21 protein-coding genes and 5 pseudogenes are annotated in these 23,799 nt (G+C 69.0%); 13 read left to right on the top strand and 13 right to left on the bottom strand.

The genetic code is table 11. The features are described from left to right. Positions 1-66 precede the first annotated feature (66 nt). Positions 67-531, top strand: coding sequence for a cupin domain-containing protein (locus EKH77_RS30400; protein ID WP_126917429.1), 465 nt, complete (start codon positions 67-69; stop codon positions 529-531). On the opposite strand, the gene EKH77_RS30395 is transcribed toward EKH77_RS30400, so the two are convergent. The 3 genes from EKH77_RS30395 to EKH77_RS30385 form a co-directional block, all read right to left on the bottom strand. Then, the gene (locus EKH77_RS30395; protein WP_397614669.1) at positions 528-914 is read right to left on the bottom strand and encodes an SsgA family sporulation/cell division regulator; all 387 of its coding nucleotides are present in this window, start codon (positions 912-914) and stop codon (positions 528-530) included. The two genes, EKH77_RS30400 and EKH77_RS30395, sit on opposite strands and share 4 nt — an antisense overlap. Before the next feature lie 188 nt (positions 915-1,102). Then, a complete protein-coding gene (locus tag EKH77_RS30390; RefSeq protein ID WP_126917428.1) occupies positions 1,103-3,877 on the bottom strand; it encodes an ATP-binding protein in 2,775 nt (924 codons plus the stop codon). 80 nt (positions 3,878-3,957) lie between these two features. Next, positions 3,958-4,446: a TetR/AcrR family transcriptional regulator gene (locus tag EKH77_RS30385; RefSeq protein ID WP_126918392.1), complete on the bottom strand. Its 489-nt coding sequence runs from the start codon at positions 4,444-4,446 to the stop codon at positions 3,958-3,960. A gap of 173 nt (positions 4,447-4,619) precedes the next feature. Here EKH77_RS30385 and EKH77_RS30380 point away from each other — a divergent pair, with 173 nt between their 5' ends. Next, positions 4,620-6,062 carry an aldehyde dehydrogenase gene (locus EKH77_RS30380; RefSeq protein WP_126917427.1) on the top strand — a complete coding sequence of 481 codons (1,443 nt, stop codon included), beginning with the start codon at positions 4,620-4,622 and terminating at the stop codon, positions 6,060-6,062. 33 nt (positions 6,063-6,095) lie between these two features. Here EKH77_RS30380 and EKH77_RS30375 read toward each other — a convergent pair whose 3' ends face one another. From EKH77_RS30375 to EKH77_RS30365, 3 genes are all read right to left on the bottom strand, one after another. Then, positions 6,096-6,455: a hypothetical protein gene (locus EKH77_RS30375; RefSeq protein WP_126917426.1), complete on the bottom strand. Its 360-nt coding sequence runs from the start codon at positions 6,453-6,455 to the stop codon at positions 6,096-6,098. A gap of 316 nt (positions 6,456-6,771) precedes the next feature. Continuing rightward, positions 6,772-8,052: an IS701 family transposase gene (locus EKH77_RS30370; protein ID WP_126917425.1), complete on the bottom strand. Its 1,281-nt coding sequence runs from the start codon at positions 8,050-8,052 to the stop codon at positions 6,772-6,774. A gap of 52 nt (positions 8,053-8,104) precedes the next feature. Further along, the gene (locus EKH77_RS30365) at positions 8,105-9,196 is read right to left on the bottom strand and encodes an IS630 family transposase (RefSeq protein WP_126917424.1); all 1,092 of its coding nucleotides are present in this window, start codon (positions 9,194-9,196) and stop codon (positions 8,105-8,107) included. A gap of 127 nt (positions 9,197-9,323) precedes the next feature. Here EKH77_RS30365 and EKH77_RS30360 point away from each other — a divergent pair, with 127 nt between their 5' ends. The 7 genes and pseudogenes from EKH77_RS30360 to EKH77_RS30325 form a co-directional block, all read left to right on the top strand. Continuing rightward, positions 9,324-9,773, top strand: coding sequence for a peptidase inhibitor family I36 protein (locus tag EKH77_RS30360; protein ID WP_126917423.1), 450 nt, complete (start codon positions 9,324-9,326; stop codon positions 9,771-9,773). A gap of 346 nt (positions 9,774-10,119) precedes the next feature. Beyond that, positions 10,120-10,383, top strand: a pseudogene (locus EKH77_RS30350) (IS5/IS1182 family transposase); the annotation flags it as partial. A gap of 80 nt (positions 10,384-10,463) precedes the next feature. Continuing rightward, positions 10,464-10,631, top strand: a complete 168-nt coding sequence (locus EKH77_RS30345) for a hypothetical protein (RefSeq protein WP_397614672.1) — start codon at positions 10,464-10,466, stop codon at positions 10,629-10,631. Between the two features lie 57 nt (positions 10,632-10,688). After that, on the top strand, positions 10,689-11,210 hold the full coding sequence (locus EKH77_RS30340) for a helix-turn-helix domain-containing protein (protein ID WP_126917422.1): 522 nt from the start codon (positions 10,689-10,691) through the stop codon (positions 11,208-11,210). 14 nt (positions 11,211-11,224) lie between these two features. Continuing rightward, positions 11,225-11,800: a transposase gene (locus EKH77_RS30335; protein ID WP_164737909.1), complete on the top strand. Its 576-nt coding sequence runs from the start codon at positions 11,225-11,227 to the stop codon at positions 11,798-11,800. A 543-nt stretch (positions 11,801-12,343) separates the two neighbouring features. After that, the gene (locus tag EKH77_RS30330; protein WP_126917420.1) at positions 12,344-13,693 is read left to right on the top strand and encodes a lipase family protein; all 1,350 of its coding nucleotides are present in this window, start codon (positions 12,344-12,346) and stop codon (positions 13,691-13,693) included. A gap of 42 nt (positions 13,694-13,735) precedes the next feature. After that, positions 13,736-13,864 (top strand): annotated as a pseudogene (locus EKH77_RS30325) (amidohydrolase family protein); the annotation flags it as partial. Positions 13,865-13,933: 69 nt separating this feature from the next. On the opposite strand, the gene EKH77_RS30320 reads toward EKH77_RS30325, so the two are convergent. From EKH77_RS30320 to EKH77_RS30310, 3 genes are all read right to left on the bottom strand, one after another. Next, positions 13,934-14,332, bottom strand: a complete 399-nt coding sequence (locus EKH77_RS30320; RefSeq protein WP_126917419.1) for a hypothetical protein — start codon at positions 14,330-14,332, stop codon at positions 13,934-13,936. 457 nt (positions 14,333-14,789) lie between these two features. Further along, complete coding sequence (locus EKH77_RS30315; RefSeq protein ID WP_126917418.1) at positions 14,790-15,128, bottom strand: Tn3 family transposase; 339 nt, start codon at positions 15,126-15,128, stop codon at positions 14,790-14,792. A gap of 158 nt (positions 15,129-15,286) precedes the next feature. Continuing rightward, the gene (locus EKH77_RS30310) at positions 15,287-15,499 is read right to left on the bottom strand and encodes a hypothetical protein (protein WP_206279958.1); all 213 of its coding nucleotides are present in this window, start codon (positions 15,497-15,499) and stop codon (positions 15,287-15,289) included. 107 nt (positions 15,500-15,606) lie between these two features. Here EKH77_RS30310 and EKH77_RS34470 point away from each other — a divergent pair, with 107 nt between their 5' ends. Then, on the top strand, positions 15,607-15,738 hold the full coding sequence (locus tag EKH77_RS34470) for a hypothetical protein (protein ID WP_276319247.1): 132 nt from the start codon (positions 15,607-15,609) through the stop codon (positions 15,736-15,738). 703 nt (positions 15,739-16,441) lie between these two features. Here EKH77_RS34470 and EKH77_RS33195 read toward each other — a convergent pair. Then, positions 16,442-16,582, bottom strand: coding sequence for a hypothetical protein (locus EKH77_RS33195; protein ID WP_164737908.1), 141 nt, complete (start codon positions 16,580-16,582; stop codon positions 16,442-16,444). Positions 16,583-16,856: 274 nt separating this feature from the next. On the opposite strand from EKH77_RS33195, the pseudogene EKH77_RS30305 reads away from it, so the two are divergent. The 3 genes and pseudogenes from EKH77_RS30305 (at position 16,857) to EKH77_RS30295 (ending at position 20,319) form a co-directional block, all read left to right on the top strand. Further along, positions 16,857-18,280 (top strand): annotated as a pseudogene (locus EKH77_RS30305) (IS1182 family transposase). Positions 18,281-18,660: 380 nt separating this feature from the next. Further along, positions 18,661-19,551 carry a MerR family transcriptional regulator gene (locus EKH77_RS30300; protein ID WP_126917417.1) on the top strand — a complete coding sequence of 297 codons (891 nt, stop codon included), beginning with the start codon at positions 18,661-18,663 and terminating at the stop codon, positions 19,549-19,551. Between the two features lie 246 nt (positions 19,552-19,797). Next, a complete protein-coding gene (locus EKH77_RS30295; protein ID WP_240667613.1) occupies positions 19,798-20,319 on the top strand; it encodes a GNAT family N-acetyltransferase in 522 nt (173 codons plus the stop codon). A 147-nt stretch (positions 20,320-20,466) separates the two neighbouring features. Here the strand turns inward: EKH77_RS30295 and EKH77_RS30290 are convergent. The 3 genes and pseudogenes from EKH77_RS30290 to EKH77_RS30275 all read right to left on the bottom strand — a co-directional run bounded on the left by EKH77_RS30290 (position 20,467) and on the right by EKH77_RS30275 (position 23,794). Next, positions 20,467-21,277: pseudogene (locus tag EKH77_RS30290) on the bottom strand (IS5 family transposase). A 92-nt stretch (positions 21,278-21,369) separates the two neighbouring features. After that, positions 21,370-21,753, bottom strand: a pseudogene (locus tag EKH77_RS30285) (hypothetical protein); the annotation flags it as partial. 628 nt (positions 21,754-22,381) lie between these two features. Then, the gene (locus tag EKH77_RS30275) at positions 22,382-23,794 is read right to left on the bottom strand and encodes a DEAD/DEAH box helicase (protein ID WP_126917415.1); all 1,413 of its coding nucleotides are present in this window, start codon (positions 23,792-23,794) and stop codon (positions 22,382-22,384) included. Positions 23,795-23,799: the final 5 nt, after the last annotated feature.

The following is a 23,799-nucleotide window of genomic DNA, read 5'->3' as shown; positions in this document are numbered from 1 at the left end:
AACCTTGTGTGTGTTTCGAGGGCGTGATTGCCTTCAGGTGTGAACGGTCGACATGTAAGAGACACGATGATGAACCGACGCCTTCTTCTGCGTACGAGCAGCGCAGCGGTGGCCGGCGCGCTCGGCGCGGCCGCCCTGCCGGACACCGTGGCGACGGCCGCCGAGGCCACCCCGGGCCCTTCGGCCCGCCCCATCGGGGGCTCCGGTCCGACCGATGGCGTCACGCGCAGGCTCCTCCAGGAGCACCCTTCGCCCGCCGAGGGGTGGGAAGCCGTGCAGACACTCGTGGAGATCCCGCGCCACAAGGAGTCGGGGCGGCACAGCCATCCCGGCGTCGAGGTCGGCTACATCATCCGCGGTGACGTCCTGATGGAGTTCGACGACAGACCGCCTCTCCGCCTGCGCACGGGGGACCCGTTCTTCATCCCGGAAGGCGCCATCCACAACGCCCGCAACGTCGGCACGGTGACGACGATGATGCTCTCCACATACGTCGTCGACGCGACGAAGCCCCTCGTGACGACCTACTAGCCGGCGAGAAGGTCCGTGGTGGTGACGTCCCAGTCGACTCCGGAGAGCTCATGGCCGGCGGGAACGAGCGCGTAGGTGTGATCGAGCCACTCCGAGAGCGGTGGTATCGGCAGTTCGAACAGCGCCGCCATGTCGCCGGAGGTCAACTGGAGCCAAGCGGTCGCCCGGTTCTCCGGGTTCGACGGCCAGATCTGGATGTCGCCGACTCCGCTCCTCGAGCGCAGCCCCTGCCGGAGCAGGTCCCGTCCGATCCGCCACAGGGCGCGCGGACCGCCCTCGACGCCGAACTCCACACACACGATCAAGGGGGCTCGCGGGTCGAAGCTGAACTCGGCCCTGATCGCCTGGCGTGCAGAGACGCTCAGCACGCGCTCGATGTCCAAGGTCAGGTGGGGTCGACCGTGCCGTGCCGTTCTGTCGGCATGTACACCTGGTTCGTAGCCGCTCATGACGCGTGGGTCCTTACCTGGGGGGAAGCTGGCCCGACCCACTCTCGTCCCCTGCGGAGCACCGCGCATAAGTAAGTTGACCGCCGAAATCAGGCCCTGACCGCGTTCGGCGATCGGCGGCGTTAAGTCATTCGACTGCCCAGGGCGTCGCGCAGCGCGGCCCGGGAGGTGATGCCGAGCTTGGGGAAGACCCGGTAGAGGTGCGAGCCGACGGTGCGCGGTGACAGGTGCATGCGTGCGCCGATCTCTTTGTTGGTCAGGCCACCGGCGGCGAGATCCGCGATCCGGCGTTCCTGCCACGTCAGTGCCGCGAGGCACTCCGCGGAGGGGGAGGTGGAGCTGGGCGCGCCCGCGGCGCGGAGCTCGGCCCGGGCTCGTTCGGCCCAGGGGGGTGTGCCAAGGCGTTCGAATGTTTCGGCGGCGAGCGTGAGGGGGTGGCGTGCGGCTTTGCGCCCTTGGGTGTGGCGGAGGCGGATCCCGTGGGCGAGGCGGACGCGGGCGAGTTCGAAGGGGAAACCGGCGGCGGCGGGGTGGGTTTCGGCGCGGTGGTACATGTCGTCGGCTTCGGCGGGGTCGGTGGCGGTCATGGCGAGGGCGCCGTAGGTGAGGAGGGCGAGGCGGGGGGAGACGGCGGGGAGGCCGGCGCGGTGTGCGGCGAGGGCGTGGCGACGTGCTTGTTCGGCGCGGCCGGTGTGGAGGGCGGCCTCGACGAGGTCGAGGAGGGTGCGGGAGGCTTGGTGGGCGTAGGAGGTGAAGGTGCCGGGGGATGTGATGCCGATGGCGTGGAGATAGGCGGCTTCGTAGTCGCCTTCGGTGAGGGCGGCGGCGGTGCCGATGGCATCGGCGATCTGGGTGAGGAAGCCGACGCCGCGGGGGCGGGCCCAGGTGTCGACGGTGGCCTGGAGCTCTCGTGCGCTTTCGGTCCGTCCGCGCATCGCGGCGAGGAGGCCGAGGTACGCGTGTGTGTGGTGAGTGAACAGCGCGTAGTCGTGCGCCATCGTCAGGTCCAGGGTGCGCTGTCCGGTCCGTTCGGCCTCGTCCCACTCCCCCACCGCCATCTGGTCGAGCATGATCAGATGCAGCATGGTCATGGCCGACGCCACGGCCCCGGTCTCCACCTCGCGGTCGACGGTGCGCCGGAAGTGCGGCTGGTACTGGCTGAGGGTGTCGACGTGGTAGGCGGCGACGCCCAGGTTGGTGGTCTCCCACGGTTCGAGAGTGCGGAGATCGGCGAGGGCGCGCTCCACCCGCTCGTGCACGCCGGTGCCACGACGCACCACGTCACTCCAGGCGTCCTCGTAGGTGCGGGAGTTCGGGGACACCAGGTCGCCCAGGGAGCCGAGCAGCTCGTGTGTCCGCTCCCACGACGTCTTGTCGCTCGCGTACTGGCTGATGGCCAGGAGAAGGTTCACCAACCGGGTGAGTACCTCGTTCGGTTCCCGCACTCCCCCGTCACGGATGTTCTCGATCGCCGCCATGATGTGACGCTGCGCGGACCGCACGTCCCCGTCCTCGTACAGCGCGACGTAGGCCGATGTGAGGACCGAGGCCGGGGATTCGCTCGTCCCTGTCGTGGTGTCAAAGCGGACCAGTTGCCGGGCCCGGTCCAGCAGCCCGGCCTGGCCGGCGACGAACGCCGCGTCACCCAGTCTCCGGGACCGTTCCTCGTCGCTCCGGCTCAGCTCCGCCGCCCGGGTCAGCCAGGACACGGCGGTCAGCGAGGCGCCGCGCAGGGTGGCGGAGTCGGCAGCCGCCTCCAGCGCTGCCGCGACCCGCTCGTCGGGGTCGACCGCGGAAGCCGCCAGGTGGATGGCGCGCCGTTCCACGTCCTCGCGGTGCACGTGCGCGAGGACCGCGTGGGCGGCGCGCCGTTGGCAGGCGGTCGCCGTCCGGACGACCGCCGACCGAACCAGAGGGTGCCGGAAAACGAAGTCGCCGCTGAGGGGATCCATGTCCAGCAGGCCGCGTGCCGCCGCCTCGTCGGCGTCCGTCATGCGATAGCGCGTGCCACGGCCGTGTCCGGTCGCCGTGCCCGCTCCGACGCCGTCCAGGGCACCGCGCAGCAGTTCCGCGCGCACGGCGTCACCGAGTGCCGCGATACGGGCGCCGTAAACCTGCTGAAGGCGCAGGGGCAATGGCAGGGGCAGGGGTATGCCGGTGTGTCCGGGCGATTCGTCCCGGTCGCCTCCTGCCCGGCCACCGTGCGTCACATGGGGTGGCAGCTCCAGCAGAGCCAGCGGGTTCCCCTGGGCCTCGTCCAGGATCAGACGACGGATCCGGGGATCCAGACCGGGGCTGCGCAGGTCCAGGAGCTGCTCGGAGGCCTTCCCCGACAGCGTGGTCACGGCCAGTTGCGGGAGCGCCGCCGTGTCGAAGCCGGAGGGTATGTCGGAACGCAGGCCGACGAGGAGCCTGACCGAGCTGCCGCTGAGTCTTCGTCCTACGAACCCGCACACCTCGATGCTGGAGGTGTCGAACCACTGGCCGTCGTCGAGTACCAGCAGGAGGGGTTTCCGCGACGCCGCGAGGGAGAGCAGGTCGAGGACGGCGATACCGAGCGTCATGACCGAGGGCGGCGCGCCCTCGCCCCCGCCGAAGACCACGTCGAAGGCCCTTCGGTGACTGTCGTCCAGCTGGTTGACGCAGGGGAGCAACGGATACAGGAACTGGTGCAGGCCGGCGAACGGCAGCTCCGACTCGGCCTCGGCACCGGCCGCCCTGATCACCCTGTGTTCCTTGCCCGAGGCGAGGTCGGCGGCGTGATCCAGCAGGGCGCTCTTCCCTACGCCCGCGTCGCCCCGCAGGACAAGAGCCCCGCCCCCGGTGCCCGTCACGAACCCGGACAGCGCCTCCTGCTCGGGCTCCCGGCCGATCAGCGTCCCGTCGATCGACTCCATCGTCCCCACTTCCTCCCCGCTTCCTCCCCCGTCTTCTCCTCCGCCGGACCGGCCCCTGCGAACCTCAGGAACGCGCCGTGTCAGGACGCTCCGAGGCCGCGGAGCAGGGTGTCGACGACGACGTCCGCCGCCTGACCCGGACTCAGCTCGGGCAGCTGCCGTGACACCAAGTGCATGAGCTGGGGCAGTAGCGCGCTCGCCCACCCCTCGGGTTGGTCGCGGCGCAGGACGCCCTCGTCGGTGGCCCGCCGCAGAAAGCCGTCGACCTCGCGGACGGACACGTCCCTGCGCCGGCGGATGGCCTCGTCGGTGAGCATGCGGGCGAGATCGACGGGCCAGGTGCGATTGACGGCGATGACGTTCTCGACGTAGCGGTGCAGGGCGACGGCGACGGGTGCCTCCCGCAGCCGGGCGTCTTCGATGGCCTGCTCGACGGCGGTGAGGCGGGCTTCGTAGATGGCGGTGAGGAGTTCCTCGCGGGAGGCGAAGCGCCGGTAGACGGTACGCCGGTCGACGCCCGCCGCCGCGGCGATGCTCGCGATGCTGGCGCCGGGGTCGGTGGCGAGCATGCGGGCCCCGGTGGTCAGGACGGTTTCCAGGTTGCGCGCTGCGTCGGCTCTCACCGCACCGAGTCTAGCGCCACAAGCTGGCGGCACAGACACATTTAAGTGCTACATTGCCGTGACAGTTAGACGAGATGGATCGTCAAAACGAAGCGATACCACCGGAAGAGGGAAAGCACGTGATCACGTACGGTCGGCTTTTCATCGGGGGCTCCTGGGTCGAGCCGAGCAACCCGGACCTGCTCGACATCGCCTCGCCGCACGACCGGTCGGTGGTCGGCCGCGCCGCCCAGGCGCGGCCGGCGGACATCGACCGGGCGGCGTCCGCGGCACGGGCGTCCTTCGAGGTGGGTGACTGGCGCCTGACCCCGCCGGCCGAACGGATCGCGGCCTTACGGAGGTTCAACGCGCTGCGCGAGGAGAGCGCGGAGGAGATCGCGCGCCTGATCTCCCTGGAGAACGGTTCGGCCGGATGGTTCACCCGCGCCGGACAGCTCGGCCTGACCCGGCAGGCGAACGCCTACCTGAAGGCGGCGGAGGAATTCGGCTGGGAGGAGACGTTCGCCCCCTCCGACCCGGCGTCCCCCGTGCGCAGCGTGGTGCGCCGTGAGGCGGTCGGCGTCGTGGCGGCGGTGATCCCGTGGAACTCGCCGTTCTCCTCGGCAACCTCGAAGATCATCCCGGCTCTGCTCGCCGGCAACTCCGTGGTCCTCAAGGTGTCCCCGGAGAACTCGCTGAGCATGGGCTTCCTGGCCGACCTGCTGGAGCGAGTGGGCCTGCCCGAGGGCGTGATCAGTGTCCTGCCCGCGGACCGGGAGACCAGTGAGTACCTGGTGTCGCACGAGGAGGTCGACAAGATCGCCTTCACCGGCTCGACGCGGGCCGGCCGCCGCATCGCCTCGATCGCGGGCGAGCGGCTCAAGCGGGTCAGCCTGGAGCTGGGCGGCAAATCCGCCGCGATCATCCTCCCGGACGCCGACATCGAGAAGGCCGTCGCGGGTGTGAAGTTCGGCTCCCTGCTCAACAACGGCGAGTCGTGCGTCGCCCAGACCAGGATCCTGGCACCACGCGGCCGGTACGAGGAGGTCGTGGCCGCGTTGAAGGAACTGGTGGAGTCACTGCGGGTCGGCGACCCGAACGACCCCGACACCTTCATCGGCCCGATGATCCGCCCCGATCAGCAGGAGCGCGTGCGCGACTACATCCGGCTCGGCATCGAGGAGGGCGCCCGCCTGGTCACCGGCGGCCCGCAGATCCCGGCGGGCCTGGAGAAGGGCAACTACGTCACGCCCACCGTCTTCGCCGATGTCGACAACTCCATGCGCATCGCGCGGGAGGAGATCTTCGGCCCGGTCCTCGTCGTCATCCCCTACGACGACGAGGACGACGCCGTCCGCATCGCCGACGACTCCGAGTACGGCCTCTCCGGTGGCGTCTGGTCCTCCGACGAGGAGCACGCCCTGGCGGTCGCCCACCGTGTCCGAACCGGTACCGTCACGGTCAACGGCGCCTCCATCGGCTTCGACGGGCCGTTCGGTGGCTTCAAGGCCAGCGGTATCGGCCGCGAATACGGCGCGGTCGGCCTCGGCACCTACACCGAGTACAAGACCATCACCGTGTGACCCGCCGTCCGGCACACGCGACCTGAGGCCCCATCACGCCGGGACGACGTGGTAGCTCAGCCCCGCCCACGGAAGGTCGGCCTGTGCGAGAGAACCGGTGGCCCACGAGTAGGCGCCGGTGCAGCCTGCCCCGGGATACAGCACCACGGACGCGGAGCCGGAGACGACCTGAACGGAGCGGGCCGATGCCGGCAGGGTGTGACACGTACCGAGGTCGTCGAGGTCGACCTTCGACACCGTCCCCGTTCCGTGGACTCCCGAGTACAGGTACGCGCCCTCCCGTAACGGAGGCCAGTCGGCGGCGTTCGCCGTCCCGGCCCCGAGGCCGATCAGAGCCACGGCCGTGGTGACGGCAGCGGCGACGGCACGGAATTCCACCCTGGGGATGAACATGCGAACACCTTTCGTGTCTGACGAGACCGGTGGAGACATCGGCCGGTGGAGACATCGGCCGCCCGGCTCGTTCGGGCGAGTGTGGTCGATGGTGAACCCTCGCATGTTCAAGCGTGTGTGGGTGAGTGCAATACCAGCCATGCATACGTGTGACTGGCGATGCGGCCCCATGCATACGTGTCTCTGGCTAACGTATAGTCAGCAGCCATATGTGGCACACACCTAGTAGGACTTCGTTAGGTCTGTCTTGGTCTTGTTGTGTGTGTCCTGGTGGGCAGGGGTTGGTGGCAGGTGGTGCAGATGCCGGTCCAGCACCTCAGGATGTCCTGGAGAGTGTCGAGGATTTGGTAGAGGGTGAGACCGGTGTGGGGGCTTTTGGGGCCAGGCGTTGTTCGGTGAGGAAGGCGTGGGCGGCGGTGACGAGGGTGACGTGGTGGTGCCAGCCTGGCCAGGAGCGGCCTTCGAAGTGGTCCAGGCCCAGGCCGTGTTTGAGTTCGCGGTAGTCGTGCTCGATCCGCCAGCGGATCTTGGCCAGATGCACCAGGTCGGCGATGGGGGTGTCCGCCGGGAGGCTGGACAGCCAGTAACCGGTGGGGGTCTCGGCGTCTTCGGGCCATTCGGCCAGCAGCCAGCAGTCGGGCAGGACCCCGTCCCACCAGCCCTGCCCGGCCGAGGCCGCGGCTTTGACCGGACGCTCGACGGCCTTGCCCGCGGGACGGACGCGCACGGCGGCGAACCGGGAACGCAGTTTCCCTCTTGATCCGTTCCGCCAGGTCACGGTGGTGAAGGCTTCTTGTCCGAGGCCGGTGGCCAGGGCTGCTACCGAGGGTGCCCGGTGGCGGTAGCGGGGCTGGGGCCGGCATCCGGTGGGCCCGTTGCGGGCCGGGGCCGAAGGCTCGGCGTCGAAGGGGTGGGCGGTCACGTCCGCGCGGATGGCCAGGACGTAGGCGAGTTTGCGGTCGGCCAGTGCGGCCCGTAGGTGTGTGTTGGTGCCGTAGGCGGCGTCGGCGACCACGACCGGTGGGCTCATGTTCCAGCCGGCGAGGGTGTCGAGCATGTCCAGGGCCAGTCGCCATTTCTCGCGGTGCGTGACCCCGGGCGGGATCCGGGTCGTGGTCCGGCGGGCGGTGTCCGATGCCCATTCCTCGGGCAGGAACAGGCGCCATTGCAGCGGGCAGGAAGCCGTGTCGGTGGCGGCGTGGATACTGACCGCGACCTGGCAGTTGGCCTGTTTGCCCAGCGCCCCGCAGTACTGCGGGGCCACCGCGACCGACATCCGGCCGTCCTTGGGCACCGACACATCATCGATCACCCAGGCCACCGGGTCGATCAGCGGCAGCATCCGCTCACAGATACGGCGCTGCACCGGAACGGGGTCCCACGTCGACTGGTTCACGAACTGCTGCAGGTTCTGCTCGTTGCCGTCCGGCAGCCGCGCGGCCATCGCCTGGACGGACTTCCGGCGGCCGTCCAGCATCAGCCCCCGCAGATAGCAGTCGCTCTTGGCCCGCTGGTCCTTCCGCGGCACCGACGCGAACACATCAGCGACGAACAACCCCAACTTCACCCGAACACGGCCCACTTCAAGCGCGTCCATACACCCAACATGCCACCGAACAAACCCGCCAGGAAGACCTAACGGAGTCCTACTAGTGACCTGAGTCAGAGATTCGTCGGCAGTAGGCGGCGACCTTGTCGAGAATCTCGTCGGCTGTCTTCGTCCAGACGAAGGGCCTGGGGTGCTCGTTCCAGTCGGTGAGCCAGGCTCGGATGTCGCGTTCGAGGGCCTGGACGGAGCGGTGGACGCCGCGCTTGAGTTTCTTCTGCGTGAGTTCGGCGAACCACCGCTCGACCAGGTTCAGCCAGGACGCGCTGGTCGGTGTGAAGTGCAGGTGGAACCGCGGATGGGCCAGCAGCCACTTCTTGATGTCGGGTGTCTTGTGGGTCGCGTAGTTGTCCAGGATCAGATGAACCCGCAGACCGGCCGGGACCTCCTTGTCGAGCTTCGCGAGGAACTTCTTGAACTCCGCTGCCCGGTGGCGACGGTGGAGCGATCCGATCACCTTGCCGGTGGCGACCTCGAGAGCCGCGAAAAGAGTGGTCGTGCCGGCCCGGACGTAGTCGTGGCTGCGGCGTTCGGGAACGCCGGGCATCATCGGAAGGACCGGCTGGGACCGGTCCAGGGCCTGGATCTGCGACTTCTCGTCCACGCAGAGCACCAGGGCCTTCTCCGGCGGGTCCAGGTAGAGGCCCACGACGTCGCGGACCTTGTCGATGAACAGCGGGTCCGTCGACAGCTTGAACGTCTGCGACCGGTGCGGTGCCAGGGCGAACGCACGCCATATCCGCGAGATGGTCGACTGCGACATTCCCGTGGCCGCGGCCATCGACCTCGTCGACCAGTGGGTCGCGTTCTTGGGGGTCTCCTCGAGCGTCTTGACGATGACCCGCTCGACGTCAGCGTCAGTGATCTTCCGCGGGACACCCGGCCGCGGGTCGTCGCACAAGCCGTCCAGACCCCGCTCCAGGAAGCGCCGCCGCCAGGTGCGGACCGTGTCCGGTGCGATCCGCAGCCGACGCGACACCTCCATGATCGAATGGCCCTCGGCGCACTCCAGCACAATCCGCGACCGCTGAGCCAAAGCCTGAGCCGTCGTACGGCGACGCAACCAGCCCTCCAGCACCGCCCGCTGGGCATCAGTGACCGACAACGGTGGAATCTTCGGACCCGGACGACTCATGTCCAACTAACGGCGAATCTCCGACTCAGGTCACTAGCGCCCTCCAGGTGATCCAGGCGTGGCGCAGTCAGGCAGCCGTTCCGTTCGGTGATGCCGAGTCTCGATACGACCCAGAGAGAAGAAACCCATGACACTGAAACCGTTCAAGCTGACGGTCGCCGCTTTCACAAGTGCAGTTGCCGGAGCGGCGCTGCTCTTCTCGGCGGGACCGGCGTCCGCGGACAACCCTCCTTACAGCGACTGCCCGGCGTGGGCACTGTGCCTCTACCAGAATGGCGGCGGAACGGGTTCGAAGGTGGTTGTCACACCTCCCCCGGCGGGCGGCAACACAAAAATCGTGAGACTCATAAACACCCATTTCCTGAACGGGGAACTGGCCGACAACCAAGTCTCGTCCTGGCTGAACAACTCACAGTGCTCGGTGCAGTTCTGGGACGACCCCAGCGGAGAGCTCCACCCTTCCGACCTGGATTACGCGCCGTCCTGGCAGTGGGGCCTGAAGGGCGACTACGCCTTCGGGACCTCCAAGGCGTACAACAACGACAGGATTTCTTCCTTCCGGTTCTACTGCCCGTAGTGAGCGCAGAGACTCCGACTCCCAGCGGCCTCGCTCGATGCAGTCCACGTAGATCAGTGCCGCGCTGGTGAGGTGGTACGGCACGTGGTGCGCGGCCAGGTCAGGTGACCGCCCCCGTCGCTTCCCCTTCTACGACCCGCTGTCCGTCCTGCCCGAGAGCGGTCGGCTTTGGTGGGAGGAGCAGCTCATGGAGCAGGGCCCGCACTCCACGGGGGAGGCGACGGCATGGGCTCAGCGGTAGCCGGTCAGGCCGTCCGCCAGCTCTCCCCCTCGTCACCGTCGCGCTGTGCGGAGAGAGCCTGCTGGAGGGCGATGGTGCCGCGGATGGCGGCGATGCGCCCGCTCACGGGCTCTGGACTCGGCGGTGCTGGAGGACGCGGTGGCGACCCAGGACACGGTCACCCAGCTCGTCGCCGCGATCCGCCGGGTGATCCGCGATGTCCCCGGCGCCGGTGCGGTAGCCGCCGTGCACTGCCGGGCCCACGATTACACCGATCCGGGCAAACCGAGGATCGCATGGAACGATGAGGAGGCCCGCGCCCAGCTCGTGGACGCACAGGTCACCGACGCCCTCAACCTGCTGGGCCGTCTCCAGCCGGACAGGGCGGGACAGTGGCCCCGCTCCGCTCGGACACCCACCCCGCCGCCCGCACCGGGCGACGGCCGAGCGTATGACAGGAGGCTGTCGAGGTGTCTGCGATGCCGGTCGGCGGGCTGGTACCCCGCGCCGTCGAGAACGCCGCTGACGTCGTCGTCCGCAACGCGAAGATCCATACCGGGGATGCCCGTCGCCCCCAGGCGGGTGCCCTCGCCATCCGCGACGGCCGGATCACGGCCGTGGGGGACGACGTGGACTAAGCGATCTTGGTGATTTGTGGTGTGGCTTGGGTAGGCGACCTGGTGGGAGGGGTTGCCATGGTGATGACGCCGCTGCGGGTGGAATTTTCACCAGCCCAAGTCGCCGAGTTGCGGCGGCGGTTGAGGTGTCGGGAGCTCGTGCCCAACGAGCGGATGCGACTGGAATGTGTACGGCTCGCGGCCCAGGGCCGCACGGCGCCCGAGATCGCGATGGTCCTCGAGAAGCACGTGGTCACGGTACGAGGGGCATTGCATCGCTTCCTCGACGGTGGGTTCGAGGCCCTGGCCGATGCGCCGCGACCGGGGCGGCCACCCCGGTGGAAGCGCGAGGACCTGGACGCGCTGGAGGACATGCTGGATGCCTCCGCCGCCGAGGGGCGGATCTGGACGCTGCCGGCGCTGGCCGAGTGGCTGCGCCGTGAGCGCGGAGTCGACCTGGATTCCTCCTGGCTGTCGGTGCTGTTGCACCGAGACGGGTTCCGCTGGAAACGCACCCGCGACAGCATCCGGCACCAGGCCGATCCGGCCCTCCAGGCCGCCGCATGGGAGCGGCTGGAGGGTTTACGGCTGTACGGCTGAGGTCCGAAGCCGGTGTGGAGGATCTGTACTACCTGGACGAGTGCGGGTTCTCGCCGACCCTGCCCACCGGCTACACCTGGGCTCGCACCGGGACACGGGTGGTGGTGAACCGGGAGGACACCAAGAACCGCCGGGTCAACGCACTCGGCGCGTTGAACGACACCGGCCCCCGGCCCGAGCTCGTGTGGACCACTGTCGAGGGGAAGATCGACGCGGAGATGGTCCTCGACTTCGTTTGCACTCACATCGCCCGGTTGCCCGGCGGCGCCGACAGCCTCGGCGCACTGTCCGGCGTCCAGCGGCACCGCCCCTGCGCCATCGTGCTGGACAACGCTTCCATCCACCACACCCAGCTCTTCAAGGGACGCCGCGAGGAACGCGCGGACATCGGGGTCCATCTGTTCTACCTCCCTCCGAGATCACCGGAGTTGAACCGCATCGAATGCGTGTGGCGCTCGGTCAAGTACCAGGACACGCCCGTCCGCGCCTATACCAGCACCCCCGAACTGCACACCGCCATCGACACCGCCCTGACGCGGCGAGCAGCCACGATGACCCCACACGCAACTCAAATACCCAGGGCCGCTTAGTGTTGTGAAGCGTCTTCGCAGGTAGGAAGACACTGCTAAGCACAGGCAAGTAAGGCATGTAGGGAGGGCGGACACGGGCGCAGAGGCTGGGAATGCCCGACCGGACTATGCTTGGCCCCGGTCGCCGGGCAGCTGGCTGTGGCCCGCACAGCAGCTCCTCGCGACAGCGGTCCAAGAGCCGGCATTCCGCGCAGGCTTCCCGCCTCTGCAACTCGCGGAAACGCGCGAGGACGTTGTGCGCGTCGCGATCCGCATGGCCCTGTGGAGCACTGCGCGAGTATCGAGGGCTCGCGCTCGTGGCATGACGCGCTCGGCCGGTAGCCGGGGCCCCGGCGCTGCACCGTTCCGACCGGTCGGCGGCACAAGGGAATTGGCGGAGCGGAGTCAATGACTCAGCCGCCGTTCGTCCCGTGAAGACTCTGGTGCACCCCTGGCCAACTGCCGTGTGCCTTTGTTAGGTTGCGTCGGAACCGACCTTCGGCCACTCGCCCTTCGGGCCGTAGCGGTCATCTCTCTGATCCGCTGACACCGTTTGGGAGAGGCATGCGCAAATTCAGAGTGTGGCACGCCGCGATCACGGGCATCGTCGCCGTCGCCGTCGCCGCCGTGCCCTCTGTCGCGTCCGGCGTTCAGGGGCAGCCTTCGTCGATGACTGCCGGGAGCGACGCGTTCTACGCCTACAACAGCAGCAAGCCGCTGTCCTCGTACAGTCCCGGGGACGTGCTCAAGGTCCGGACGCTGCCGTACCACGTCCTGGGTATCGCGACCCCCCTCCAGGCGACGCAGCTGCTCTACCGCACCACCGACGCGCAGGGCCACCCGTCCGCAGGCGTGACCTCCGTGCTGCGCAGCCCTGGTGGCGACGGCCGCAAGGTCGTGTCGTACCAGTCGTTCTACGACTCGCTCGACCCCGAAGACGGTCCATCCCGGGCGGTCGCGGGCAACGTCAGGCTGCCCGGCGGCTTGATCGCGAACGGCGAGTCCACGCTCGTGGCGCCGCTCCTGCTGTCCGGCTACGACGTCGTCCTCCCTGACACCGAGGGGCAGGCCGCCCACCTCACGGCCTCCCGCGAGTACGGGTACAACACGCTGGACTCCCTGCGTGCCGCTTCCAGCGCGGCGTCGAGGACCGGCATCAGCCCCGACGCGCGCGTCGGCCTCATGGGCTACTCCGGCGGCGCCGTCGCGACCAACTGGGCCGCCTCCCTCGCGCCCAAATACGCCCCTGACGTCAACAAGCGCCTGGTGGGGTACGCCGAGGGCGGGGTGCTCGTGAAGCCCTCGCACATCCTCAGGTACATCGAAGGCAGTCAGGTGTGGTCCGGGCTCATCCCGGAGTTGCTCATCGGGCAAGCGCGTTCGTACGACTTCGACCTCAAGAAGTACCTGAACGACTACGGCAAGCAGCTGGTCGACGAGCACCAGCACTCCTCGATCGCCGACGCGCTGGGCCACTACCCCGGTCTGACGTGGAAGAAGATGGCGAAGCCGGAGTACGCGAACCCGAACTCCGTACCCGAGCTCGTCGAGGCGGTCAACAAGTCCAACCTCGGCCTGGCACCGACCCCGACCGTCCCCGGCTACATCGGTCAGGGCAATGCCGGCTTTCTCGAGGGAACGACGAGCAACATCGCGGGCATCGGCTCGGGCGACGGCATCACGGTCGCCGGGGACACACGGGCGCTGGCGCGGAAGTACTGCGCCGAGGGCGACGCCGCGGTCTGGTACCAGCAGTACGACGCCCTCAGCCACTTGACCGCGCCCACGGCCACGGTGCCCACCGCGCTCGCCTGGCTGCGCGCCCGGTTCGCCGGCAAGGAGGCCCCGTCCTCCTGCGGCAGCATCGCCGAAGGCAACTCACTTGCGGCTGACGAGACGGTCCCCGCCGGATGAGGACCTGACGGGGGCCGTAGCGAAGTTCGCCAAGACCGCTCAGCTCCACTCGTCGGGCTGTCCACCACCGTGGTGGACGCCCTCGGCCGGCGCGTGGTGCCCGGTCTCAACGACTCTCACCTCCATGTGATCCGGGGCGGTCGCAACTACGTCCTGGAGCTGCGCTGGGACGTGTCAGGAGTGCCGCACCGTACGATGCGGGCCCGAAGGACGGGTCGCTGACTGCGACGTGCTGTCGTCTCACCCGACAGCCAGGATCTGACCGGTGGCGCCGAGGGTAGTGAGCCGGCGTCTGAGCGCGGCGACGGCACAGCCGTCTTCCCGCTTGCGGTACAAGGCGATTGCGGTGTCGAGGTGGGCGGCGGCTTCAGCTGTGCGGCCGTGGCTGTCCAGGAATGCGGCGAACTGGGCCTGGGCGAGCCCGTGGAGGTGGTCGTCGCCGGCGTCACCGCTGAGTTCGACGAGACGACGCCAGGTAGTCTCGGCCACCGTGGTGCGGCCGAGCCGATCCAGGGCGTGGGCCTCGAAGCCCAGAGTGCCCAGGGCCATCTGGGACAGCGGGCGGTCGGCCAGGAGCTGTCGTGCCTGACGGGCGCGGTGCAGCAGTTCCTCGGGCGGGCTGACGGCCATGTCCGCCATGCACATGCGGTGCAGGACGAACGCCTCCAGGAAGGCGTCGGCGACACTGGCCTCTTCCAGGGCCTCGGCGAAGTGCTGCTGCCCCAGATCGGCACGGCCCAGGTCGTGATACGTCGACCGGCATCAGGTACCAGGCCTGGGCGTCCTTGTTGTCGAGCTTCCAGGTGTTCGCGATCTCCGCGCTGCTGCTGTGGTTGTGGACGCTGAGGAACAGGTCGTCGCGGCCGTTCTTGAGGAAGTAGGAGTGCCCGAGGCGGACAGGCGAGTCGGTCATGATCCCTCCGAGGGACGGGCGCTGCGGACAGCACTGTGGTCGGCCTGCGGTTGCAGAGCGCCAGTCGCTGCCTCGACGGCAGCGCGAGGGGCAGTAACCAAACCATTACCAAGAGTAACCGTTTCGTCATGCGCAGGCGCGCCCAGAGTCGTTCGCAACGGCCGCTACCCGTCGCGGTGGTCGTCATCGGCCGTCGGCTCCGGCAGCGGCCGGTGCCCTGCCTCCTGCGGCCGGAAGAAGGCGTATCGGCCCAGGAAATTGATGTGGTCGAACCCGGAGCGGGGACAGGCGGGCGAGGAGGTCGTCGGTGACGGGAAAGCCGTCGGCGGCGAGCTGCTTGGCCGCCCTGTCCAGGTAGAGGCTGCTCCACAGCGCCACGGCGTTCAGCGCCGGCCCGAGCGCGCCGAGCTGGTCCTCCATGCCCTCCCGGTAGTTCTGCCGCAGTTCGCCGCGCTGGCCGAAGAAGATCCGGCGGGCGAGGCGGTGGCGGGCTTCGGTGATGTTGAGGCCCCGCCCACACACGGCTCGGCGAAGCCCTCGCCATCTGACCCGGCCCGGATGGACGGCTCACAACGGGGCCTCGGTCTGCCCGGTTACGTCCCCGGTGACCAGCGCATTCGCGAGATCACGAACCGCGTGGAATGGGCGCGGTGTGCGGCTCGGCCGCGGGACGCTGGTGGTCACGGGGTGGGCGGGGTCCAGTCAGCGGGCAGGCCGGACTGGGCGAGGACGCGGTTGATGGCGTAGTAGTCCTGGTCGGAGGTGATCTGGCGGCCGTTCAGGTCGAGGAGGGTGGCCATCGGCACGGCGAAGGGCTTGGGTGCGCCCTTGATGTGGCCGGCGTACACGGCTTCGGTGGTGATGTGGTCGCCGTCGCGGTGGGCGGCGTTCACGGTGACGTAGACGTTGTCGATGAGGCTGTCGGTGCGCGCCCTCGCTCGCCCACAATCACGTCGGCACACCGCACGCCGACGACTCGTACACGCGGCGTCGTCAGGGCATGCCCCTGCAACAGCGCGGGCTGATCCGCAGCTACAACAGCGGACGCCACCGCTACGGGCTCGCGGATCTCCTACCCCCGAAACTCGAACAACTGCGCTGCGCCCTCGAACGGGAGACCGCCGCCGACTGACCCCTGGCGTGATCGCTGGTTCCCGTCCCGTCAGACCACCCGGCCGTTGTGGATCGACGATCATCTCAAGGGGCCCGGAGGGGGGCGCGCCCCTTCTCGCCCCGGCGAAGCTCGTTCGCATCCTTCGACGGTGACGTCGACAACGCTGCCACTCATTAGGCTGCCGTGCCCTTTGCCGCTGCCTGTGGGTCCGCTCCACAGTGCAGTGGCCCGGGCTCATCGGCTGCTACCCAGCCTCACGTCGGCGATCTCATTCCAGGTGATATGTCTTCCACCGTGCCACTGGGATACGAGAACGAGGCGTTCCGCGCGCAGCGTGACTGGTTCCACACCGTGGTCCAAGAGCCACACCTTCATGTTGAGGTGATCCACCTGGGAGGCGTTGGCGCCTAATGGTTGTGACCGAGAGTTTTAGCTGGCGGATCATGTTCTGAACCGTGGAGGTCAGGAGCTTCCCGAGAATCCTTGTTGGCGGATCTTGAGGGGGCCAGGAGCGTGGGTCAGTAACGGGAAGTTGGTCTGGCGTGTGTGATCGCCGGTAACCGGGCGTCTGTCTGGTCCGGTGTGCCGGTGGCGGGTGCGGGACCTGCGCTCACCGTCCTGATGGAGCCCGCCATGCTCGCCCTGCGCCGCCTCACCCAGGAGCACGAGTCCGCCCGCCGCAACGTCTGAAGGGCAGCGGGGCACTCAGCGGTCTGCCGCGCTACCTACGGGAGGCACGAACCCCGGCGACAACGATCGCGATCAGGATGGACACCAGGAAGAGCGTCACCGCAGGCCACAGCGGATCGCCGTTGATGAGTGCGTTCATGAGCGTGCGGAAACCGGCACCGATGAAATGCATGCGCGTACCGTAGCGTCACCCGTCGCCAGGCGGAGCGCCAGAGTTCCACGGACAGGAATCCCCGCCGTCGTCGCAGTAGCCTTCCCCCTCATCCGCTGAACCACTGCACCCTCGCTCGGCTACGGCCTGGCGGGGGGGCTTCATCGTCCCAGAAGCGTGTAGCCCGCGTACGGATCGTGATCATTCATGCGGAATATCATGGTATGCGCAATCAGAGCGGCTGTTCGAGGCCAAGCCGGTCGAACCGAAGCGACCGCAGGCGCGTGCGGCCGGGATGGGCAAGAAGTTCCGGGCGTTCGACCCGGGCCAGGTGCTGCTCCTGCCGCCATCGCTGGACGACTGGCTACCCGAAGACCACCTGGCCCGGTTCGTCGCCGACCTGGTCGACGAGGTACTCGACCTGTCCCCGGTCCTGGCCGACTACACCGAAAAGCGCGGCTACCCGCCCTACGACCCCAGGCTGATGGTCCGCCTGCTCATCTACGGCTACACCACCAGGGTGCGCTCCTCCCGGGCGATCGAGCGCAAGTGTGTCGACGACGTAGCGTTCCGGTTCCTGGCCGCCGACCAGGCCCCGGACTTCCGCTCGATCGCCCGGTTCCGCCGCCGCCACCTGGACGCCCTCGCCGACCTGTTCCTGCAGTCCCTGCACCTCGCGCAGATCGGCATAGTCAAGATGGGCCGCGTCGCTCTGGACGGCACGAAGCTGGAGGCCAACGTCTCCAGGCACAAGGCCATGAGCTACGGTCGGCTCATCGACAAGGAGGAACGCGTCGAGGCCAAGATCGCCGCCCTGGAGGCCATGACCGCCGCCCTGCTGGCCGACGCCGAGGCGACCGACACCGCCGAGGACGCCCGGGTCGGCTTCGACGGCAAGGACACGGACCTGCCCGCCGAGCTGGACCGCCGCGAGAAGCGCCTCGCGCGGTTGCAGGCCGCCCGCGCCCAGATCGAGGCCGAGGCCACCGACAAGGCTCGCCGCCACGCCCAGGACAAGGAACGGAGCCGCCAGGCACGCGCGGGCGGCAGCGACGAGCAGGCCGTCATCGACGCCGGCGAGAAGGCCGCCGCCAAGGCCCGCCCGAAGCCGAAGAACCGGGCCAACTTCACCGATCCGACTCGCGGATCATGAAGAACAGCGACGGCGCCTACATCCAGGCCTACAACGCCCAGGCCGTCGTCGACGAGCAGCACCAGATCATCACCGCCGCCGACGTGACGACCAACGCCTCGGACGCGCTGAACTACACCGCCATGCTCGACCAGTCCGCCGCCAACACCGGTACCCACCCCGAGCAGGCCCTCGTCGATGCCGGATACTGCTCCGAGGCCAACCTCGAAGCCGCGAAAGACCGCCAACTGTCCTGTGGCACCGACACCTTCATGGCCACCGGCCGCCTCGGCCACGACGAGCGGGTTCCGCCCGCACCCCGCGGACGCATCCCGAAGGACGCCACGCTGAAGGAGCGCATGGCCCGCAAACCGCGGACCAAGCCCGGCCGGAAGGCCTACAGCCGCCGCAAGGCCATCGTCGAACCCGTCTTCGGCCAGATCATGACCTGCCAGGACGGCCGCCGGCTCCTCCTGCGCGGCGAGGACGGAGCCCGAGGAGAGTGACGCCTGCTGGCCGCCTGCCACAACTTCCGGAAGGTCTTCCGCCACACCGCAACCGCAGGACTCGCCGCCGCGATCGCCTGAACGCCCCGGCCACCGGCCTCTTCCACGACGTCCCGCACCGGCAGTCTCATCCATCAGCGCCGGAAACCCGGGCCGGATTCCCCAGACCGATCCAGGCGATCACGGCCCCCGGCCAGTTGCTCGTTACTGACCCACGCTCACCTCCCTTTATTGCCCTTTATTGCCAGGAGATGGTTTCTGTCCCGGGTTCTGCGGTTCTGATCTTGCTGGGCTTGCCGGCTGGTGGTGATCGCGCGGGCGTGTGGGCGTCTCCCCGCAGGGGCCGGTGTCGAGGGGGATGGCTTCGATCGAGCGGCCCTCTGAGCCGGCCCGGGGTTTGCACATGCCGTAGCGGTATGTGGTCCAGTGTGGGGCGAGCACGACTTTGAGAGGTTTCCTTCATGCACCTGCCCGCGATTCCCCGCAGTGTCAAGATCGGTGATGCCGCGGCGTTCACCGGGACCACGCCCCGGGCCATTCGCCACTACCACGCGATCGGGTTGCTGCCCGAGCCGGAGCGGGGCGCCGACAACCGCCGCCGCTACGGCTACGACGACATGGTCCGCCTGCTGTGGATCCGGAAAATGGCCGACGCCGGCATCCCGCTGGACGACATCCGTACCGCCTTCGCGGACGCCGACGGCATCGAGGACTCCCTGGCCCGGCTGGAGGAGTCCCTCGCCGCCAAGGCGGCGACCATCGAAGGCCAGCAGGCCGCCATCCACCGCCTCCGCGAGACGGGCAGTCCCCTGGGTTTGCTCTCCCCGCTGGTCGCTGACCGACTGCGTCACCTCCCGCCGGGGGCATTGCGTTCCTCCGACCTCGACGCCCTGCTGGTCTTCGAGCGCATCGTCGGCCCGCTGGGCGCCGCCATCGCCGCCAACCGGTTCCTCGCCCTGGCCGCCCGCCCCGGCCTGCGGGCCGAGGAAGACCGTCTCGCGCAGGCCGAAGCGGCCCTGGACGACACGGTCTCCCCCGACGACCCCCGCATCGACGTCCTCGCCGCCCAGCGGAGCACCCACGAGAGCGCCCTCTACTCCGCCATCAAGGAGGAATGCCTGGAAGAAGCCCTCGACACTCTTCTGGAAGAGCACGCCGAAACCGGGGACGAGGAGGAAGACCGGGCGGAGAGCGCCGAAGAGGAGGAAGGTGAGCCGGCGATGAGCACGATGGAGGCCATCGGCAAGATGCCCTACGACTTCTCTCCGGCCCGTATCCGCTACGAAGAGCGCCTCGCGGAACTGATGCACTCCACCGACCAGAGCGACGATATTCCCTCGCAGGCCGGCTGAGCGGCCGCTGCTGTTGCGTTGACCGCGCGGATCAGAGCGTGTGGGAAGACGTAAGGGGCCGGGCTTCCACCGCCACGGCACGGGGCGGACACGCCCTCGGGGTCATCAGCACAGCGGTTGTCGGTGAGGTCGACCTTGGCCGGTGACGTACTTCGGGATTCACGATGCCGGGACTGCCTGATGACGCACGCTGGTCCTACCGCGGATGGTCCGGCCAGCGCCAGTTCTCCAAGGAAAACCCCAACAGTGAAGATCAGGACCGAGACCCCGCACGACATCGACCGCGTGCGCGAGGTGATCACCGCTGCCTTCGGCTCCTCCGAGGACGCCGACCTCGTGGACGCCCTGCGCGCCGACGCCTGCTGGATCCCCGAGCTCTCCCTCGTCGCCGAGGACGAGACCGGAACCGTCATCGCGCACATCCTGTTCACCCGCGCCGCCATCGGTGATACCCCGTCGCTGACCCTCGCCCCGGTCTCCGTCGACCCCGCCCGCCAGGGCACCGGCGTCGGCAGCACCCTCATCCGCGCCGGCCTCGACGCCGCCCGGACCCTGGGCGAACACACCGTCACCGTCCTCGGACACCCCGCCTACTACCCGCGGTTCGGCTTCGAACGCGCCGACGCACACGGGGTCACCTGCACCCTCAGCGCCGGCCCCGACGAGGCCAAGATGGTCCTCTCCCTCGACGACCACCCGATCCCGTCCGGTGACATGACCTTCGGCAAACCCATGGCCGACGCCGTCAGCGCCTACCAGCCGCAATAGCCGAAGCAGCGAAACCCCAGGTCGCTGACCTGGGGCTTCGCCATAAAGCGCACGACGGGAATCGAACCCGCCCCATCAGGTCGCGAACCGGCCGCCACGTGGCAGTGATCAGGCTCCCGAACTGCAAGTACGTCCTCACTGATCGTTTCAGGACGAAGTTCGCAATCGACGGAGGCATATGAGGCTGCAGGCCAGAACGAGCAGGCCCTGATGGAGATCGGCGCGTCGCTCGTAGCGGGTGCGGAGCCGTTTGAACTGGTGCAGCCAAGCGAAGGCACGCTCGACCACCCAGCGCACCTTGCCCCAGTCCGGAACCGTGGGCCACGCCGCGTCTGGCGATCATCGGCTTGATGCCACGCCTCCACAACAGCCGACGGTACTTGTCGAAGTCGTAGCCCCGGTCCGCGTAACAGGCGCCGGGGCTTACGGCGAGGCCGCCCCCGTCGGCCCCGGATCGGCGGGACCGCATCCAGCAGCGCCAGGAGCTGGGTGACGTCGTGCCGGTTGCCACCGGTGAGCGTGACAGCGAGCGGGGTTCCGTGGCGGTCAACGATCAGGTGATGCTTGGATCCGGGACGGGCTCGGTCCACGGGCGAAGGGCCGACATGATCCCCCCTTTGAGGGCCCGGACATGCGACCCGTCCACGGAGCAGTCGTCCAGATCCAGCAGGTCGGCACGGCGAAGCTCAGTCAGCAGGGCCGCGTGCAGGCGGGCCCAGACACCGCCCTCAGTCCAGTCCCGCAGACGACGCCAGGCAGTCACTCCGGAGCAGCCCACGGCCTCGGCGAGGACGTCGCGCCAGGCAACACCGGTCCGCAGGACGCACATGATGCCAGCGAGAGCTACCCGGTCCGGCGTGCGAAGTCGCCCGGGATGACGCCGGCGCCGTTCGGGAGCAGGCGGTAGCAGCGGGACCACCCGCTCCCAAAGGCCGTCAGGAACAAGATCACCAAACACCCCGGACACCCTGCCGACCAAGATCTCCAAGCACAAGGCCCGTGACTCAACTCATTCTGAAACGATCAGTTAGGGGCGCCATGCAGTGGGCTTTAGAGTCGGCGGCCAGCGAGCTCGTCGACGAGCCGGGCGGCTTCGTGGCGGGCCGGCTCGAGCCGGGGGTCCTGCAGGTGAGCGTGCCGTCCTGCGGCCTTCGCACAGAAGAACCGCGCCATCAGCCGCCCTGATCTGCTCTCCAGGTCCTGGCGCCGTTCCTTCCACACTCGGGCGGCCAGGGCGGGGACGGCGAGTGCGTTGCCCCATAGGGTTGCCGCGTCGAGTCCGCGGGGCGCCATGCCCCAGTCCTCCCAGTCGATCATCGTGAACTCAGGGCCGGTCACATTCGCCCATGTCAGATCGGCATGCGCTGTTGTCCACTCGTCCACCCGGGTGTCGGCCACCTCGGGGAAGGTCTCCCGGATGGTTGTGGTGACCAGTGCTCAAGGCCAGCAGCGCACCCGTGAACGTGCCCGGAGACATCGCGCCTCAGGTCGCGACGAGCAGTGGAGCCGGCCGTGTCATCGAACGTCTGGAGCTTGTGCTGCACAGTGGCCATCGCGAGCCATCATCGGGACCCCTGTCACGTGTCACACAAACGCCGTGACCGGGGCCCCAGCATCAGCTACTGCGGAAGGTGCCGACCGCTGCTGGTTCCGGTACCGGAACACCAGGCCGCGGCGGACCCGGAGCGGTGCGGCGTCCCCAGCGCGTGGGCCGGCAGCGCCCGCGCGATGCCGCGGCGCCGGAGCGCCTCGGCGTACTGGTGCGCCGGACAGGCGCCAGAGTTCCTGTCGCCGATCCGGCAGCCTCCGGCGGCCGGGAGGTGTACGTGGCCGAAGCCGGCAAGGGGGGCGGGCAGCAAATAGACAGCGCCGTGGGCGCGCTCAACGGGCCGCGGGTCCAGTAGCTGCCCGGTCAGGCCCGAGGGGGCGACGAACAGCCATTCGTGGCCGGGCACACCACGAGGGCGTTCATCTCGCAGGTGTACTCGCGGGAGCGCTTTGGACAGGGCCGGAGGCTCCCGAGCATGTGATCAGGAATCTACGGCTGTCAGGGCGGTGGCTCTCAGTCGCCGCGCCGCACCCGGGCAGCCTTGCGGGCCTCGGCGAGCATACGGGCCTCGCCGGCCTTCCGGGACTTGCCGCCGGTGCCGCGGGAGGCGCTCTTGCTGGTGCCCAGGCCGCGGAAGGGGGCGTTGGTGTTCTTGGCCCGGGGTGTGGCGGGCCCGCCGTCGAGCGGGGTGCCGGAGGGGGCTTTGGCACCGGTGATCCGGCTCAGCTCCGCCTCACCCGAGCGCACCTTGGTGACCGTCGGCTCGATGCCGGCCTCAGCCATCAGCCGGCTCGTCTCGCGGCGCTGGGCCGACAGCACCAGCGTGACGACAATGCCGGACCGACCGGCCCGGGCGGTGCGGCCGGCGCGGTGCAGATAGTCCTTGGGGTCGGTGGGCGGGTCGACGTTGACCACGAGATCGAGGTCGTCGACGTGCAGACCACGGGCCGCGACATTGGTCGCCACCAGGACGGTGACCTGGCCGTTCTTGAACTGTGCGAGGGTCCGCGTGCGCTGCGGCTGGGACTTGCCACTGTGCAGGGCCGCGGCGTGCACTCCGCTGGCCCGCAGATGCCGGGTGAGCAGGTCGACCGCGTGCTTGGTGTCCAGGAACAGCAGTACGCGGCCGTCGCGGGCGGCTATCTCCGTGGTGACGGCGTACCGGTCGGGGCCGTGGACGACCAGCACATGGTGGTCCATCGTCGTGACCGCGCCCGCGGAGGGGTCGACCGAGTGGACGACCGGGTCGTGGAGGTAGCCGCGGACCAGTTGGTCGACGTCGCGGTCCAAGGTGGCCGAGAACAGCATCCGCTGGCCGTCGGCGTGCACCTGGTCGAGCACCTCGGTGACCTGCGGCAGGAAGCCCATGTCGCACATCTGGTCGGCCTCGTCGAGAACGGTGATCCGCACTCGTCCCAGGCGGCAGGCCTTGCGCTCGATGAGGTCGTGCAGGCGGCCGGGGGTGGCGACGACGACCTCGGCGCCATCGCGCAGCGCAGCGATCTGCCGACCGATCGACATGCCGCCGACGACCGTGGCCATCCGCAGCCGGAGCGCGTCGGCATACGGCGCGAGCGCCTCGGTCACCTGTTGGGCCAGCTCCCGGGTGGGCACCAGGATCAGGGCGAGGGGCTGCTTCGGCTCCGCGCGCCGCCCAGCCGTCCGTGCGAGAAGCGGCAGGCCGAAGGCGAGCGTCTTGCCCGATCCCGTACGCCCGCGCCCCAGGACGTCGCGTCCCGCGAGGGCGCTGGGCAGCGTGGCCGCCTGGATCGGGAAGGGCTCGCGCACGCCGAGCTCGGTGAGCGTTCGCAGAACCTCGGCCGGCAGTCCCATGTCGGCGAAGGCGGCCGGGGACGCCGTCGGGGTGAGGGTCACCGGCTGGGCGAGGTCGCCGTGCGAGGTGCCGAGGCGGTCCGGGTGGTTCATGAAGA

Origin of the sequence: Streptomyces luteoverticillatus (genome assembly GCF_003970715.1) — a bacterium.
Lineage (GTDB): Bacteria > Actinomycetota > Actinomycetes > Streptomycetales > Streptomycetaceae > Streptomyces > Streptomyces abikoensis.
Note: the sequence above shows the minus strand (reverse complement) of the source record. Positions and strands in the feature narration are given on the sequence as shown.